The organism is Aquabacter sp. L1I39, from assembly GCF_017742835.1.
GTDB lineage: Bacteria > Pseudomonadota > Alphaproteobacteria > Rhizobiales > Xanthobacteraceae > L1I39.
The window spans coordinates 1,826,004-1,841,619 of the sequence record NZ_CP072392.1; the positions used below are offsets into that span (position 1 = coordinate 1,826,004).

Sequence of the window (15,616 nt, forward strand, 5' to 3'; positions counted from 1 at the left end):
CACACCGGGGAGGAGCTTAGCCCGAAACGTTTGAGAAACAGAAATCAACGTTGGGAAACGGATGTGTCATCCGCCCGCACGCGGATGTTTCACGTGAAACATTGTCGGCGGAGGGGCGGGAGGGCGCGGGATGTTTCACGTGAAACACGCGCCCTGCGCTGTCATTTCCCGATGCAGAAGGTGCGGAACAGCGCATCCAGCACATCCTCCACATCCACCCGCCCCACCACGCTATCCAGGGCACGCGCCGCGAGCCGCAATTCCTCGGCCAGGATTTCCTCAGACGCCCCCTGCCCGCCCCACAGCAAAGCCCGATCCAGATGTTCCAGCGCGGCGCGGACCCCCGCCACCTGCCGCGCCCGCACCAGAAGCGCCGGCTCGCCACCGGCCAATACAGATGCCCGCTCCGCGATATCAGCCACTAGATCTTCGATCCCCTGCCCCGTTGTGGCGGAGATGGCGAGCGCCTGCCCCACGGTCCGCCCGGGCAGAAGGTCCGCCTTGGTGCGCACCCGGAGCGCCCCGGAAAGGCCCTCCGGCGGCTCTTCGCCATCGGCCGAGAGCCACAGCACCAGGTCCGCGCTGCCCGCCCGGGCGCGGGCGCGGCGGACGCCTTCGGCTTCCACCGCATCCTGCGTCTCCCGGATGCCGGCGGTGTCCACCAGCGTCACGGCCTGCCCGGCGAGATCCAGATGCACCTCGATGGCATCGCGCGTGGTCCCCGGCACGGGGGAGACAATGGCGGCCTCGCGCCCCGCGAGCCGGTTCAGCAGGGTCGACTTGCCCGCATTGGGCGGACCGGCAATGGCCACCACCAACCCATCCCGCACCCGCTCGCCCCGACCCGCATCGGCGAGCGCCAAGGCCAATTCGGCGCGCAGCGCGGCCGCCTCGCGCACGGCGGGCCCGGCCAGATCCTCCGGCACGTCCCCTTCGTCGGTGAAATCGACGCTCGCCTCCACCAGCGCCAGCGCCCGGATCAACCGCCCCCGCCAGCCCTCCACCGCGCGCGAGAGCAGACCGCCCGCCTGGGCGAGCGCCTGCCGGCGCTGGGCGTCCGTCTCGGCGGCGATGAGATCGGAGAGGCCCTCGGCCTCCGCCAGATCCATCTTGCCATTGGCATGGGCGCGCCGGGTGAACTCGCCGGCCTCCGCCGGTCGGAACCCGTCGAGGCGCCCGAGGGTTTCCAGGAAGCGGGCCACCACGGCGCGGCCGCCATGGAGATGGAATTCCGCCGTGTCCTCCCCCGTCGAGCTGGCGGGACCGGGAAACACCAGGACCAGCCCCCGGTCCAGCACGCTCCCGTCGGCGGGATCGCGCAGCACTCCATAGCGGGCCATGCGCGGCGGGGGCACGGATCCCAGCAGCGTCTGCGGCGCGGACAAGGCCGCCGGCCCACTGACACGCACCACCGCCACCCCGCTCGGCAAACGACCGCTGGACAGGGCGAAGATGGTGTCCGATGACCGTGACATATGTTCTCCTTCCGGCCGCAGCGCCGGCCAACCCCGGAGCCGACCATGAGCGAAAACCGCCTGGCCGCCGAAACCAGTCCCTACCTTCTCCAACACAAGGACAATCCCGTCCACTGGTGGGCCTGGGGTCCGGAGGCTTTCGCCGAGGCCAAGCGCACCGGCAAGCCGGTCCTGCTGTCGGTGGGCTATGCCGCCTGCCACTGGTGCCATGTGATGGCCCATGAGAGCTTCGAGGATGAGGGCGTCGCAGCGGTCATGAACCGCCTGTTCGTGAACATCAAGGTGGATCGGGAAGAGCGCCCGGACGTGGACCAGATCTATATGTCCGCGCTCCACCAATTGGGCGAGCAGGGCGGCTGGCCGCTGACCATGTTCCTGGATGGCGAGGGCGCCCCCTTCTGGGGTGGCACCTATTTCCCCAAGACCGCCAAATATGGCCGCCCCGGCTTCACCGATGTGCTCACCCAGGTGGCGCAGGTCTATGCCGAGAGCCCCGACAAGGTGCAGCACAATCGCGACGCCATTCTCGGCCGCCTGGAGGCCTCCGCCCGCCCCAAAGAGGCGGTGACCATCGGCCTGAAGGACCTGGACAAGGCCGCCAGCCAGATCGCCGACCTGTTCGACCGGGCCCATGGCGGCCTGCGCGGCGCGCCCAAATTCCCCCAATGCGGGCTCATGGAATTGCTGTGGCGGGCGGGCGACCGAACCGGCACGGAACGCCTGAAGGCGGTGGCCGCCTTCACCCTCAATCGCATGTGCGAGGGCGGCATCTATGATCATCTGGGCGGCGGCTTTGCCCGCTATGCGGTGGATGAGGCCTGGCTGGTCCCTCATTTCGAGAAGATGCTCTACGACAATGCCCAGCTCCTGGAGCTGCTGGCCTTGGCCTATCAGGAGACCGGAGACCCCCTCTTCCGCACCCGCGCCACCGAGACGGTGGGCTGGCTGCGCCGGGAAATGACCACGGCCGAGGGTGCCTTTTCCGCCTCCCTGGATGCGGACAGCGAGGGTCATGAAGGCAAGTTCTATGTCTGGACGGCCGGCGAGATCCGGCAGGTGCTGGGCGCTGAGGACGCGGAGTATTTCGCCGGCTTCTATGACGTAACGCCCGGCGGCAATTGGGAAGGGACCACGATTCTCAACCGCACCCGCGTGGGCGATGTGGAGGCGGAGGACGAGGCGCGGCTCGCCCCCTTGCGGGAAAAGCTCCTCGCCGCGCGGGCGCATCGCGTGCGACCCGGTCTCGACGACAAGGTTCTGGCCGACTGGAACGGCCTCATGATCGCGGCGCTCGCCCGCGCCGGGGCGCTGCTGGGCGAGGCCGACTGGGTGGCCATGGCCGAGCGCGCCTTCGATGCGGTGTGCCGCCTCATGGGTCGGGCCAATGGCGGGCTGCGGCTCGGCCATTCCTGGCGGGAGGGCAAGCTGGTGGGCCCCGGCCTTGCCACCGACCTTGCCGCCATGGCGCGGGCGGGCATTGCGCTGCACGAGGCCACCGGCCGTCCGGAGCCGCTGGCCACCGCCACGGCCTTGATGGAGGCGCTGGAGGGGCACCATCTGGACAGCGCCACGGGCACCTATTTCCTCACCGCCGATGACGCCGAAGGGCTCATCCTGCGCCCCTCCTCCAGCCATGACGAGGCCATGCCCAACCATAATGGAGTGGCCGCCGATGCCCTGGTGCGGCTCGCGGCGCTGACCGGATCGGAGGATTTGCGGGAACGCGCCGACCGCATCCTCATCGCCCTGTCGGGTGCGGCGGCGGCCAATCCCCTGGCCCATGGCGCCCTGCTCAATGCGCTCGACACCCGCCTGCGGCTGATGGAAGTGGTGGCCGTGGGGGAGGCCCGGGATGATTTCGCCCACGCCGCCCTCGGCCAGTCCTTCCTCGACCGGGTGGTGATGCGCCTCGCGGACGGGGCGTCGGCGCCAGCCAACAGCCTCGCCCGCGCCCAGGCAGAGGCCGTGCCTGCCTCCGGAGCCGCCTTCGTGTGCGCGGAGGGGCGCTGTTCCCTCCCGGTCACCGATCCCGATGCCCTGCCCGCCGCCATGGCGGCCGCGCGGGTCAAAACCGCCCGTTCGGGCGCCCGCTGAAACACCATAGCCCGCCAGATGGCCAGAAATGGCCGCTGGCGGGCGTTCTTGTCTGGACGAAGAATGGATCGGAAACCCCAGGACTTTGCCCCTGGCGAGCTTCCTAATAGATCAACTTTTCGGTGAGTAACGGTTGTAAAACCACTTTTAGATGTGTGTCGCCGCAGCCCGTGCCATCGCAACGGAGGGACTCCCCTCGCCGCTGACTGGGGCAGTCCCCACCGCTTCCTGCGGCGCGCCGACGAGCAGGTCCGCCCCCTGCGCCCGACGTCCACGGCCCCGCAGGATATCCAGCGTCACCCCCTCCACCACCGTTGCCCAGCGATACCATTTCAGGCCCGCCATGCGCGCCCGCTCCGCCTCCCGGCGGCCGGGCACCTCCATCGCCTCAATGCCGGCGGCAAGGTCCACGCGGTCGGTGAAGTAGAAGCCCTCCGCGCCGAGGATCTCCCGCGCCACGGCGGTGTCGCGCGCCAGCACCGCCATCTGGTGAGAGGCGGCCTCCAGCACCGGAAGGCCAAAGCCCTCGGCCAGAGAGCCGAACAGCAAAGCGTGGCTGCGATCATAGAAGGCGGCGAGGCCGGCATCATCAATGTCGTCCAGCCAGAACAGCTTGCGACCATACCAGCGGGACTCGCGGATCACGTCCACCGGCTCCTCGCTCATCCAGCCGCGCCGGCCGATGACCACGAGGGGACGTTCATAGCCCGCGTCCCACAGCATTTCGAAGGTGCCCACCGCGTCCCGGTGCCCCTTCTTGGGCTCCAGCGTGCCCACCATGAGCCAGGGCTGGGTGGCCAGCAGCTCCGCGGCGAGGCCCTCCAGCCGCGCGGGGCGAGTGCCCACGCGCAGCGGCGCGGGATCAAAGCCGTTATAGGCGATGGATCCCTCAATGCTCTTGCGGTGCCAGGACGCGAACGTGCTCACTTCCGCGAGGGTATAGGCGGAAATGCAATAATAGTGGCTGACGATGTCGAAAGACCGGGCAAGCCGCTTCGCGAAGTCCCAGCGCCAGGGATATTCATAGAAGGTGGGCAGCGTCACCGGCAGGATATCGTGGACCAGGAACACCACCTCGGCGCCGGCGGTGCGGGCCCGGTCATAGACGTCCATGTCCATTTCGTGCCAATAGCCCGGGCAGAACAGGACGTCTCCGGGGCCGGGCACCACCGCCTCGCCCAGCTCACGCTGGCGTTCAAATCTCTTGCGGGTGTTCGGCACCAGGTCCGCGCACCAGGCGGACACACGCTGCATCTGGCGCTTCACAGGCTTTGCCGGCACGAGGGCGGCGAACAGGCCCGCCGCCTCCTTCAGCACCCGCGAGACATAGCGCAGCACTTCGAGAAGGATCTTTCCGCCCTTGGGAATGTCCTGGCGCACCGGGACGGCCTGGCTGGGCGCCTCCTTGCGCACATGGAAGACGCCGTCGGGCGTCGCCTCCACGGCGAGTATCTCCACGCCGGAGGCCGCCGCCACCGCCCGTCCGTGGGTGACATATTTCTCCACCACCCGGGGAATGCCGGTGGGCGTGGGATCGGGGGAGATGTACGAGCAATCGACGATGATGCGCCGGATCGTCGTTCCGGGCCCGTCACTCACGGCTCGCAGCGGCGACACATCCATCGATCGCACGTCTCTCTCGATCAATAACGGTCACCCGCCCGCTGCACCCGCGCCGGCCCCCGCCGCCGAATGCCTCAGCTGCATTGCACTGCAACCCTCAAGAGGGCTTACAGGACACGCCACATGCGGTCAAATGACCATGCAGTCAGGAAGAGTGCGCTCCGATGCCTCGGAAATCGCCCCCGTCGGGACGGAACCGAACGGTCGTCCCTGCTTGAACAAAAAAGTCGGGGCAAGCCCCCATAGGACTTAACCCCGACCTGGTTTTCATCCGGTAAAGAGCGACCTTTCCGTAAGGAAGGTCCTCAGGTGTTCATGGAATCGAAGAAGTCCTGGTTGGTCTTCGTCTGCCGCAGCTTGTCGAGCAGGAACTCGATGGCGTCCACGGTGCCCATGGGATTGAGGATGCGCCGCAGCACATACATCTTCTTGAGCACGTCGGCCGGCACCAGCAGCTCTTCCTTGCGGGTCCCGGAGCGGGTGATGTCGATGGCCGGGAAGACGCGCTTGTCGGAGACCTTGCGGTCCAGGATCACCTCGGAATTGCCGGTGCCCTTGAACTCTTCGAAGATCACCTCGTCCATGCGCGAGCCGGTCTCGATGAGCGCGGTGGCGATGATGGTGAGCGAGCCGCCTTCCTCGATATTGCGGGCCGCGCCGAAGAAGCGCTTGGGCCGCTGGAGGGCATTGGCGTCCACGCCGCCGGTCAGCACCTTGCCGGAGGAGGGCACCACCGTGTTGTAGGCGCGCCCCAGGCGGGTGATGGAATCCAGGAGGATGACCACGTCGCGGCCATGCTCCACCAGGCGCTTGGCCTTCTCGATGACCATCTCGGCCACCTGCACGTGGCGGGAGGCGGGCTCGTCGAAGGTGGAGGAGACCACCTCGCCCTTCACCGAGCGCTGCATGTCGGTGACTTCCTCGGGGCGCTCGTCGATGAGCAGCACGATGAGGAAGCATTCGGGATGGTTGGCGGTGATGGACTTGGCGATGTTCTGCAGCAGCACCGTCTTGCCGGTGCGGGGCGGGGCGACGATGAGGCCGCGCTGACCCTTGCCGATGGGCGAGACGATGTCGATGATCCGCGCCGAAAAGTCCTTCTTGTTGGAATCCTCGAATTCCAGCTTCAGGCGCTCATCGGGATAAAGCGGCGTCAGATTGTCGAAATTGATTTTGTGCCGGGTCTTTTCCGGGTCCTCGAAATTGATCGTGTTCACCTTCAGAAGGGCGAAATAGCGCTCACCTTCCTTGGGGGACCGGATCTGTCCGTTGACCGTGTCGCCGGTGCGCAGGCCGAAGCGGCGGATCTGCGAGGGGGAGACATAGATGTCGTCCGGGCCGGGGAGATAATTGGCATCCGGCGAGCGCAGGAAGCCGAAGCCGTCCTGGAGCACCTCGACCACGCCTTCGCCGATGATCTCGGTTTCGCTGGCGGCCAATTGCTTGAGGATGGCGAACATGAGCTCCTGCTTGCGCAGGGTGCTGGCGTTCTCCACCTGGTTTTCCTCGGCGAAGGCCAGCAGCTCGACAGGGGTTTTGGACTTGAGATCCTGGAGTTTCACTTCCCGCATAAGGGAAAGCCTCGAAATCTTGAATTGCGCCTGCGGCGCCGCGTCGGGCACCAGGCGTAAAGGGAGGGACGGGGGATCGCAGGTCTTCAGGAAAGCCTTATGGCGTGGCCTTGCCTTGCGTACGGTCCAAGTCTGTCGGTCCAGGTCTCATGACGCGACCGAAGGACGGATGCACGTTTCGCCTGCGTTGGGGAAAGCATTGATACAATACCGGATTGCCCCGGTCCTGCGCAAGTCCTCCGAAAGGCGGACACTTTCCCCGTGCGGACGCCATTTGACGCAGCCGGTGCGCGTGGAACACAAATAGAAAAACCTCTTTTGACTACAATGGTTTACGGGCGATTCCCGCCATTTCCGCACCGCCGAATGGAGCGGGCGCAGCCGCCATCTGCCGCCGAGGGAGGCTCAGAATGGTTTCAGCACCACCAGCAGGACAATGCCGATCATCAGCAGCGTGGGCACCTCATTGGCGATTCGGTAGAAGCGCGGGGTGTGCTTCCTCTCGTCCTTGGCGAATTCCCGCACCCAGCGGGCCAGCATGCCGTGAAAGCCGGAGAGAATGAGCACCAAGGTCAGCTTGGCATGCATCCAGCCATCGGTGATCCAGCCGCCATCCCACAGCAGATAGAGCCCGGCGAGCCAGGTGGCGATCATGGCCGGGTTGCAGATGGCCTTCAGCAGCCGCCGTTCCATGACCTTGAACGTCTCGGACTGCTGCGAGCCCACCGGCGCGTCGCAATGATAGACCATCAGGCGCGGCAGATAGAACATGGCGGCCATCCAGGAGATGACGGCCATGATGTGAAAGGCCTTGATGGACAGATAGAGCATGGCGCATGTCCCCTCCCCTGCCGAAGCCGGCGGGAGCGGCCTCCTTGTTCACAGGCTTTGGCGGACTTTTTCCACAAGCTTTTCCACATGGGCGACCGGGGTCTCCGGCCGGATGCCGTGGCCCAGGTTGAAGATGTGTCGCGCGCCCGCAAAATCCTTGCGGATGTTGAGGATCTCGTCCTCCAGCGCGGCCCCTCCGGCAATCATGCGCAAGGGATCGAGATTGCCCTGGACGGCGACCTTATCCACAAGGCGGCTCCGCACCGCCTTGCGATCGGCGGTCCAGTCGAGGCCCACCGCATTCACGCCCAAAGCCGCCATGGCTTCCAGGCCCTCCAGCGAGGCCCCCTTGGGGAAGGCGATGATGCGCGCGCCCGGATGATCGGCCCGCACGCCCTTCACGATCCGGGCAAGCGGCTCGACGCACCAGCGCTGGAAGGAGTCCGGATCCAGCACGCCGGACCAGGTGTCGAACACCTGCACCGCGTCCGCGCCGGCGGTGATCTGGGCAGACAGATGGGCGATGGAGGCTTCCACCAAGCGATCGATGAGGGTCTGGAACAGGTCCGGCTGGCGCAAGGCGAGCAGACGCGCCGGCCCCTGGTCGTCAGTGCCTTGCCCGGCCACCATATAGGTCGCCACCGTCCAGGGAGCCCCGCAGAAGCCAATCAGGGCCGTTTCCCGGGGCAGGCTCGCCCGGACCAGCGAAAGGGCCTCGTAGACCGGTCCCACGCGATTTTCATCAAGCCGGCCGGCGAGCGCGGAAATGCCCGCCGCGTCGGTGACGGGCTCCAGACGCGGGCCTTCGCCCACCGCGAACCGCAGCGGCACGCCCAAGGCATGGGGCACCACCAATATGTCGGAAAAGATGATGGCCGCGTCGAAGGCGAAGCGGCGGATGGGCTGCAACGTCACCTCGGCGGCGAGGGCCGGATTGTAGCAGAGCGTCAGGAAGTCGCCGGCCTTGGCGCGCACCTCGCGATACTCAGGCAGGTAGCGGCCCGCCTGGCGCATCATCCAGAGCGGCGGCGGATTGCGGGGTTCCCCGTCCAGCACCGCCAGGAAGGGGGAGGCAACCGGCGACGCAGGCGCGTGGGATTCAGGCATCGGGCTCTCGGTCATCCAACCCCACTTAAGAAAACAAGATTCTTTTTTAAAAGAGAGAGTCTGTTGGGTATTAACGGTTGATTAACTATTCGCGCGGCGATCGACAACCGCTCCACAGGAAGACACGTCCGCGCACCCCGTTTCGCACCGCCCGCGAAGCGCCTCCAAAGCCGGTTAACAAAACACTAACGGCTCAGGTGCGGTGCGGAAATCCCCACTCCTCAACAGGAGGGGGGTCTCACATTGTCCCATGAAGCTGAAATGTGGATGACGATGCCCGCTATCCTGATAGGACGCTTGCGTGGGCCTTGAGGCCGTGCCTTCCTGCACCGGCTGTCCACAGGGCCGGGAGGGCCACCGCCGTGGTGAATGCATCCAGGGCTCCCAATCCGAACTATTTCCACCTGCATCTGGTTTCCGACTCCACGGGCGAAACGCTCATCAATGTGGGCAGGGCCGCCTGCGCCCAATATGCGAACGTGCTGCCCATCGAGCACGTCTATCCCCTCGTGCGCTCCATGAAGCAGCTGGAGCGGGTGCTGGCGGAGATCGAGAGCCATCCGGGCATCGTGCTCTACACCATGGTGGACAAGGAGCTGCGCGACCGGCTGAAGCAGGAATGCGAAAACCTGGGCGTGCCTTATCTCTCCGTGCTCGCTCCGGTTGTTCAATTGTTCCAGGCCTATCTCGGCGGCGAGCCGCAGCCCCGCGTGGGTGGCCAGCACGCGCTGGATGCCACCTATTTCAAGCGCATCGACGCCTTGAACTTCACCGTCATGCACGATGACGGCCACATGACCGATGATCTGGAACAGGCGGATGTGGTGCTGCTGGGGGTCTCGCGCACCTCCAAGACGCCCACCTCCATTTATCTGGCCAATCGCGGCATTAAGACCGCCAATATCCCGCTGGTGCCGAAGGTTCCCGTTCCGCCCAACCTGGAAAAGCTGAAGAAGCCGCTGGTGGTGGGCCTGGTGGCGACACCCGAGCGGATCGTGGAAATCCGCCAGAACCGCCTGCTCGGCCTCAACGCCACCTCTGCCAGCCCTTCTTATGTGGATCGCGAGGCGGTGGCCGAGGAGATCGCCTTTTCCCGGCGCCTGTGCGGGCGCAATGGCTGGCCCATCATCGATGTGAGCCGCCGCTCCATCGAGGAAACGGCGGCCACCATTATCGGCCTCGTGAGCGAGCGCCGGCGCCGGAGCATTGCGGAGACATGAGCTTGTGGACGGGCGCCGCCCCGCTGGTTCTGGCCTCCAAGAGCGCCGCCCGGCGGGCGGTGCTGGAAGCCGCCGGCATTCCCGTTGAGCCCATCGCAGTGACGGTGGATGAGCGTGCGGTGGAGTGCGCCGCCCCCGCCGCCGAGGCCGCCCCCGACGATGTGGCCCGCCTGCTGGCCCGCACCAAGGCGCTGGCCGGCAGCGCGCTGGCGCCGGGCCGGCTGGTTCTGGGCGCGGACCAGACCCTGGCGCTTGGCCCCGTCGCCTTCCACAAGGCGCCGGACATGGCGGCCGCCCGCCGCCAGCTCTCCCGCCTCGCCGGCCGCACCCATGCCCTCCATTCGGCGCTTGCGCTGGTGAAGGACGAAGAGGTGCTGTTCGAAACGGTGGAGACCGCCTGCCTGACCATGCGGCCTTTGTCGGATGAGGCGCTCGACGCCTATCTGGAGGCGGCTGGGCCGGGCATCCTGTCTTCGGTCGGCTGCTACCAGCTGGAGGGGCTAGGGGTGCATCTGTTCGAGGCCATCGAGGGCGACCACTTCACCATATTGGGGCTGCCGCTCTTGCCCCTGCTTGGCTTCCTGCGTTCCAAGGGCCTTCTGCCGTGACCTCTCCCAAGCTGTGCATCATCGGTCAGCCCGTGGCCTATTCCCGCTCGCCTCTCCTCCATGGCTATTGGATGGAAAAGCACGGGCTTTCCGGCAGCTATGACCGCGAGGAGGTCCCGCTCGACCAGGCGGCGGACTTTTTTGCCGGCTTCATTGCCCGTGGCTATACGGGCGGCAACGTCACCGCCCCGGACAAGGAAGTGGCCTTCCGCTCCGTTGCCCACGCGGATGAGACGGCCCGCGCGCTCGGCGCTGTGAACACGCTCTGGGTGGAAGATGGCCACCTGATGGGCGGCAATACGGATGTCTATGGCTTCATCGCCAATCTCGACGCCAACGCCCCCGGCTGGCAGCAGTCGGACCGGCCGGTGGTGGTGCTGGGGGCGGGCGGGGCCTCGCGGGCCATTCTCTTCGGGCTGTTGAAGGCGGGGGTGGAGCGCATTCACCTCGCCAACCGGACGCTGGAAAAGGCCGAGAGGCTGGCCGCTTTGTTCGGCCCCAAAGTCACCGCCCTGCCGCTTGCCGACGTGGCGCGGCCCATGGCGGAGGCCGGCGTGCTGGTGAACACCACCTCGCTGGGCATGAAGGGCCACCCGCCGCTCGATCTCGACCTTTCCGTGCTGCCGGACGATGCGGTGGTGACCGATGCGGTCTATGTGCCCTTGGAAACCCCGCTGCTGAAGGCCGCGCGGGCGCGGGGGCTTCGGGTGGTGGATGGGCTCGGCATGCTCCTTCACCAGGGCGTGCCCGGCTTTGAGCGCTGGTTCGGCGTGCGGCCGGAGGTGGACGAGGCCTTGCGCGCCCGCCTGGTGGAAGACCTGCGCGCCAAGGGCCAGTTGGAGGCCTGACATGTGGGTGCTCGGCCTCACCGGCTCCATCGGCATGGGAAAATCCGCCACCGCCGGCATGTTCCGCGCGATGGGCGTGCCCGTGCATGATGCCGACGCCACCGTGCACGACCTCTATGCCAAGGAAGCGGTGGCGCCCGTGGAAGCCGCCTTTCCCGGCGTGGTGAAGGACGGACGGGTGGACCGCCCGGCCCTCTCCCAGCGCGTGCTGGGCGATGCCGATGCCATGAAGCGGTTGGAAGCCATCGTCCATCCGCTGGTGCGGGCGCGGGAAGAGGCGTTTCTCGCCAAGGCGCGGGCGGCGGGGGCGCGGCTGGTGGTGTTGGACATCCCCCTTCTCCTGGAAACCGGCTCGGCCGGCCGGGTGGATGCGGTGGCGGTGGTCAGCGCGCCGGAAGCGGTGCAGAAGGCCCGCGTCTTAGCGCGGCCGGGCATGAGCGAAGAGCGCTTCGCCCTCATCCTCGCCAAGCAGGTGCCCGACGCGGAAAAGCGCCGCCGCGCCCATTTCCTCATCGATACCGGACGCGGCTTCGATGCCGCCCGGCACCAGGTGGCCGGCGTGGTGCGCGCCTTGAGCGGGCCGGGGCGGCGGGCTTAGAGAGAGACCGGAATTTCTTCCAAGCAAGGGACGGCGCGCAGACGTGACGCTTCGTCTGTCATGGCCAGGCTTGTCCCGGCCATCCACGGGGCTCCGCAAGGACAGGGCTGAGGGAGGAACCGTGGATGCCCGGGACGAGCCCGGGCATGACGGGCTTCCATGTGATATGGACGGCTTGACCCTCAAAGCCGGCTTTCAGGAGCTCCCATGCGCGAGATCGTGCTCGACACCGAAACCACGGGCCTGGAAGCTAATAATGGCGACCGGGTGGTGGAGATCGGCTGCGTGGAGATGGTCAACCGCATCCTCACGGGCAACGTCTTCCACGTCTATCTGAACCCCGAGCGGGACATGCCGGTGGAGGCGTTCAACGTCCATGGCCTGTCCAGCGAGTTCCTGTCCGACAAGCCTAAGTTCGCCGAGAAGGCGGACGAGTTCCTCTCTTTCATCGCCGACGACACGCTGGTCATCCACAATGCGGCGTTCGATATCGGCTTCCTGAATGCGGAGCTGGAGCGGGCCGGGCGGCCGGTCATTGCCCGCGACCGGGTCATCGACACTCTGGCGCTCGCCCGCCGCAAGCATCCCGGCGGCCCCAATTCGCTCGATGTGCTGATGAGCCGCTATGGCATCGACAGCTCCAAGCGCGTGAAGCATGGGGCGCTGCTCGACGCGGAATTGCTGGCGGAGGTGTACAGCGAATTGCTGGGTGGCCGGCAGGCCATGCTGGTGGGCCTGGTGGATGACGAGAATGCCGCCCCCCGCCTCATGTCCGCCGAGAAGATCGTCGCGCGCCAGCGCCCCGTTCCCCTGCCCCCTTTGCTGACGCCCGAGGAACTGACCGCCCATGTGGCCTTCATCGCCGAGATGGGCGAGAAGGCCATCTGGGCGACCTATGCCGAGCCGACCGCCGAGGCGCCCCCGGCAGCCTGAGGCTACTCCTCCATCGGCGCCCGGATGTCCTTCAGGCGCGCCGCCAGCTCGGTGAGGTTTTCCAAAAGATGCTCGCAGGCGGCCACCGCCGCCGAAAGCTGGACGAGGCTCGCCCCATCGCCCGAAAAGGCACCCGACTGGGCGAGGCGGTCCATCTGGGCATCGAGCGCCGTCACGGCACCGCTCGCCGTCTCCAGCGTGGAGTCCATGTCGACGCCCTCCCCGTCCCGCATATTGGCAGCGATGGCCCGCGCCACCGCCGAAAGCGCGGTGGTGGCTGCCATCAGCGCTGGGCCGGCATCGCGTCCCAGCTCCTTGTCCATGGGGTGGGCCGCGCCGCGCAGCAGCATGATGACCGTGTGCCACAGCCGTCGCCCGCCCCGCACCAGGGGGGTCATGTCCCGGCTCTGGCTGAAGAAACCGATCTTCTCCCGCTTGGCTTCCCCCGCCCGCGTGTCCGCCGCGCGCAGGGCGACGCGCACGCTCGTGTTGGTGGCATCAAGGGTTGCCGGGTCGAGCGTACCTTCCACCAAGCCGCGGGCGCCCAGATCGATGAGCGCGGCGCATCCGTCCAGCACATCCGCCACATGGGGATAGAGATATTCCCGCGCCTTGGAGGGCAGGACGAGCAGGGCGCAGGCAAGTCCCACCGCCCCGCCGAGCGAGATTTCCAGGATGCGCTCCAGGCCGGACACCCAAGGGTCCGCATGGGAAGGATCGGCCAGCATCACCACGCAGACCGTCACCGGGGCGAGCTTGTAGCTGGGGCTGCGGGCGGCCAGCAGCGCAGCCATGAAGGTGCCGAGCACCAGGAAGGCCAGGGTCAGCCCGAAGGACGGGCCGGCCACGATGGCGAAGCCCACGCCGATGACGCCCCCGGCAATGGTGCCCAGGCACCTGTCAATGGCGATGGCGAGACTCGCCCCCAGCGAGGACTGCACCACCAATATGGCGCTCAGCACGGCCCAATAGCCCTTGGGCAGATCCAGCCAATAGGCCAGAAGATAGGCGACCAGAGCCGCCACGGTGGCCCGCAGCGCGAGCCGGGCATCGGCGAGGGTGAAGCGGGGAAGGGTGGGCAGGCGCATGGGGAGGGTCTCTGGCGGGGGACCGGAGGCGATCCTGGCGGAACAGGTCTACACTGGAATCGTCCCGCAAAAGGGACGGGCCCGATCCTCCGGGCTGAGAATTTTTCCGTTGGGGCCCCGACCGGCTATAGGAAGGGGCCGCCGTGGGTTCGGGAACCTTCGGAACCGCCGGACCTTCACCGGTGGAGGTTCCCGGCGGGCGGGGATGACAGAGGCGGGGCTTGGACCGAAGGTGATGATCATCGTCAGGTGCTATCGCGTCGTCATGGATGCCTTCTGGAGCTTCGTGGCGGATGACGGCTGGGCCATTGCCAGCCACATCGCCCTGTCGGCGCTCATGTCGCTGTTCCCATTCCTGATCTTCGTCACCTCGCTGGCCGCCTTCCTCGACCTGCGGCCGCTGGCCAACGAGACCATCCAGCTCATCCTGGACACCTGGCCCCAGCAGGTGGCCGAGCCCATCGCGCGCGAAATCTACAACGTGGTCAACCATGTGCGCACGGACCTGCTGACCTTCGGCGTGGCACTGGCGCTCTACTTCTCCTCAAACGGCATCGAGAGCCTGCGCATCGGCCTCAACCGGGCCTATCAGGTGGCCGAGCGGCGGACCTGGTACCAGTTGCGCCTGGAATCCATCGCCTTCGTGGTGATCGGCGCGGCGGGCATGCTCGCTCTGTCCTTCTTCGTGGTGCTTGGCCCCCTGCTCTGGGAAAAGACGGTGCAGCATGTGCCGGCTCTCAAGCCGTTCGGTGGCATCGTCACCCTCATCCGCATCGCCAGCACCAGCGTGATCCTGATTATCGGGCTGGTGGTGGCCCATCTGTGGCTGCCGGCGGGGCGGCGCAGCCTGCTGCAGGTGGCGCCGGGCATCTTGCTGACCCTGATCCTGTGGCTGGTGGCGGCCACCGTGTTCGGCATGTATCTGGCCGAGTTCGCGGGCAATTATGTCACCACCTATGCGGGCCTCGCCTCGGTGATGGTGGCCCTGGTCTTCCTTTATCTCAGCGCCACCATCTTCATCTTCGGCGGCGAGTTCAACGCCGCCATCGCCCGAGCACGGGAGACGGCGCAGCAGCGGCGGCTCGCCACCCTCGCCGACGCGCGGGACTGACCATGGCCGGCCCTTCGACCTCGCCCGTTCCCAAGCCCGATGGCCGCCAGTCGCCCACCGCGCTGGCGCTGCAACGGGGCGTGCTGCGCCATTTCGCGGCGCTGGGGCTGATGGGCATCCCGGAATTCTCCCTCGCTTCCGGCCGGCGGGCCGACATCGCGGCGCTCGACGCCAAGGGGGAGATTTCCATCGTGGAGATCAAGTCGTCGGTGGCGGACTTCCGTGCCGATGTCAAATGGCCGGAATACCGGGCTTTTTGCGATCGGCTGCTGTTCGCGGTGACGGTGGATTTTCCCGTCGAGATCTTGCCAGAGGAGGTGGGCATCCTGGTGGGGGATGCCTTCGGCGCCCATGTGCTGCGCCCGCCGCCGCTGCACGCCTTGCCGGCGGCCACCCGCAAGACCCTGCTGATCCGCCTCGCCCGCGCCGGCGCCGCGCGGCTGGCCGCCCTCCACGATCCCGACCTGCGGCCTTATGCGGATCTGTGAGCGGGGCCAGTGGACAGAGGT

General features: G+C 67.0%; 14 protein-coding genes. 8 read left to right on the forward strand and 6 right to left on the reverse strand.

Going from position 1 to position 15,616, the window contains the following annotated elements; translation table 11 throughout:
• Positions 1-161: 161 nt before the first annotated feature.
• A complete protein-coding gene (gene mnmE, locus J5J86_RS07905) occupies positions 162-1,475 on the reverse strand; it encodes a tRNA uridine-5-carboxymethylaminomethyl(34) synthesis GTPase MnmE (protein ID WP_209104347.1) in 1,314 nt (437 codons plus the stop codon).
• Between the two features lie 45 nt (positions 1,476-1,520).
• Between mnmE and J5J86_RS07910 the strand changes: the two genes are divergently transcribed.
• Positions 1,521-3,569: a thioredoxin domain-containing protein gene (locus tag J5J86_RS07910; protein ID WP_209104348.1), complete on the forward strand. Its 2,049-nt coding sequence runs from the start codon at positions 1,521-1,523 to the stop codon at positions 3,567-3,569.
• A 147-nt stretch (positions 3,570-3,716) separates the two neighbouring features.
• Here J5J86_RS07910 and J5J86_RS24595 read toward each other — a convergent pair whose 3' ends face one another.
• The 4 genes from J5J86_RS24595 to hemE form a co-directional block, all read right to left on the reverse strand.
• The gene (locus J5J86_RS24595; RefSeq protein WP_209104349.1) at positions 3,717-5,168 is read right to left on the reverse strand and encodes a glycosyltransferase family 4 protein; all 1,452 of its coding nucleotides are present in this window, start codon (positions 5,166-5,168) and stop codon (positions 3,717-3,719) included.
• 329 nt (positions 5,169-5,497) lie between these two features.
• The gene (rho, locus tag J5J86_RS07920; RefSeq protein ID WP_209104350.1) at positions 5,498-6,763 is read right to left on the reverse strand and encodes a transcription termination factor Rho; all 1,266 of its coding nucleotides are present in this window, start codon (positions 6,761-6,763) and stop codon (positions 5,498-5,500) included.
• A 405-nt stretch (positions 6,764-7,168) separates the two neighbouring features.
• Positions 7,169-7,594, reverse strand: coding sequence for a protoporphyrinogen oxidase HemJ (gene hemJ, locus J5J86_RS07925; RefSeq protein WP_209104351.1), 426 nt, complete (start codon positions 7,592-7,594; stop codon positions 7,169-7,171).
• 48 nt (positions 7,595-7,642) lie between these two features.
• Positions 7,643-8,701, reverse strand: a complete 1,059-nt coding sequence (hemE, locus tag J5J86_RS07930; RefSeq protein ID WP_209104352.1) for a uroporphyrinogen decarboxylase — start codon at positions 8,699-8,701, stop codon at positions 7,643-7,645.
• A 365-nt stretch (positions 8,702-9,066) separates the two neighbouring features.
• On the opposite strand from hemE, the gene J5J86_RS07935 reads away from it, so the two are divergent.
• The 5 genes from J5J86_RS07935 to dnaQ all read left to right on the forward strand — a co-directional run bounded on the left by J5J86_RS07935 (position 9,067) and on the right by dnaQ (position 12,908).
• Positions 9,067-9,921 carry a pyruvate, water dikinase regulatory protein gene (locus tag J5J86_RS07935; RefSeq protein WP_209105305.1) on the forward strand — a complete coding sequence of 285 codons (855 nt, stop codon included), beginning with the start codon at positions 9,067-9,069 and terminating at the stop codon, positions 9,919-9,921.
• Positions 9,918-10,529 (forward strand): Maf family protein, encoded by a 612-nt coding sequence (locus J5J86_RS07940; protein WP_209104353.1) that lies wholly within the window; start codon positions 9,918-9,920, stop codon positions 10,527-10,529. The genes J5J86_RS07935 and J5J86_RS07940 overlap by 4 nt, the downstream gene beginning before the upstream one ends.
• Positions 10,526-11,377: a shikimate dehydrogenase gene (locus J5J86_RS07945; protein WP_209104354.1), complete on the forward strand. Its 852-nt coding sequence runs from the start codon at positions 10,526-10,528 to the stop codon at positions 11,375-11,377. Before J5J86_RS07940 ends, J5J86_RS07945 begins: the two co-directional genes overlap by 4 nt.
• A gap of 1 nt (position 11,378) precedes the next feature.
• On the forward strand, positions 11,379-11,975 hold the full coding sequence (coaE, locus tag J5J86_RS07950) for a dephospho-CoA kinase (protein WP_209104355.1): 597 nt from the start codon (positions 11,379-11,381) through the stop codon (positions 11,973-11,975).
• Positions 11,976-12,182: 207 nt separating this feature from the next.
• Positions 12,183-12,908 carry a DNA polymerase III subunit epsilon gene (gene dnaQ / locus J5J86_RS07955; RefSeq protein WP_209104356.1) on the forward strand — a complete coding sequence of 242 codons (726 nt, stop codon included), beginning with the start codon at positions 12,183-12,185 and terminating at the stop codon, positions 12,906-12,908.
• Between the two features lie 2 nt (positions 12,909-12,910).
• On the opposite strand, the gene J5J86_RS07960 is transcribed toward dnaQ, so the two are convergent.
• Positions 12,911-13,996 carry an FUSC family protein gene (locus J5J86_RS07960; RefSeq protein ID WP_209104357.1) on the reverse strand — a complete coding sequence of 362 codons (1,086 nt, stop codon included), beginning with the start codon at positions 13,994-13,996 and terminating at the stop codon, positions 12,911-12,913.
• A gap of 235 nt (positions 13,997-14,231) precedes the next feature.
• Here J5J86_RS07960 and J5J86_RS07965 point away from each other — a divergent pair, with 235 nt between their 5' ends.
• Together J5J86_RS07965 and J5J86_RS07970 are read left to right on the forward strand one after the other, a co-directional pair.
• A complete protein-coding gene (locus J5J86_RS07965; protein ID WP_209104358.1) occupies positions 14,232-15,107 on the forward strand; it encodes a YihY/virulence factor BrkB family protein in 876 nt (291 codons plus the stop codon).
• 2 nt (positions 15,108-15,109) lie between these two features.
• Positions 15,110-15,595 carry an MmcB family DNA repair protein gene (locus J5J86_RS07970; protein ID WP_209104359.1) on the forward strand — a complete coding sequence of 162 codons (486 nt, stop codon included), beginning with the start codon at positions 15,110-15,112 and terminating at the stop codon, positions 15,593-15,595.
• Positions 15,596-15,616 lie beyond the last annotated feature (21 nt).

Excerpts from the sequence above, each read along its gene's own strand:
- mnmE (WP_209104347.1), bottom strand. The coding sequence starts at position 1,475 with ATGTCACGGTCATCGGACACCATCTTCGCCCTGTCCAGCGGTCGTTTG.
- J5J86_RS07910 (WP_209104348.1), top strand. The coding sequence starts at position 1,521 with ATGAGCGAAAACCGCCTGGCCGCCGAAACCAGTCCCTACCTTCTCCAA.
- rho (WP_209104350.1), bottom strand. The coding sequence starts at position 6,763 with ATGCGGGAAGTGAAACTCCAGGATCTCAAGTCCAAAACCCCTGTCGAG.
- hemJ (WP_209104351.1), bottom strand. The coding sequence starts at position 7,594 with ATGCTCTATCTGTCCATCAAGGCCTTTCACATCATGGCCGTCATCTCC.
- hemE (WP_209104352.1), bottom strand. The coding sequence starts at position 8,701 with ATGCCTGAATCCCACGCGCCTGCGTCGCCGGTTGCCTCCCCCTTCCTG.
- J5J86_RS07940 (WP_209104353.1), top strand. The coding sequence starts at position 9,918 with ATGAGCTTGTGGACGGGCGCCGCCCCGCTGGTTCTGGCCTCCAAGAGC.
- coaE (WP_209104355.1), top strand. The coding sequence starts at position 11,379 with ATGTGGGTGCTCGGCCTCACCGGCTCCATCGGCATGGGAAAATCCGCC.
- dnaQ (WP_209104356.1), top strand. The coding sequence starts at position 12,183 with ATGCGCGAGATCGTGCTCGACACCGAAACCACGGGCCTGGAAGCTAAT.
- J5J86_RS07960 (WP_209104357.1), bottom strand. The coding sequence starts at position 13,996 with ATGCGCCTGCCCACCCTTCCCCGCTTCACCCTCGCCGATGCCCGGCTC.
- J5J86_RS07965 (WP_209104358.1), top strand. The coding sequence starts at position 14,232 with ATGATCATCGTCAGGTGCTATCGCGTCGTCATGGATGCCTTCTGGAGC.
- J5J86_RS07970 (WP_209104359.1), top strand. The coding sequence starts at position 15,110 with ATGGCCGGCCCTTCGACCTCGCCCGTTCCCAAGCCCGATGGCCGCCAG.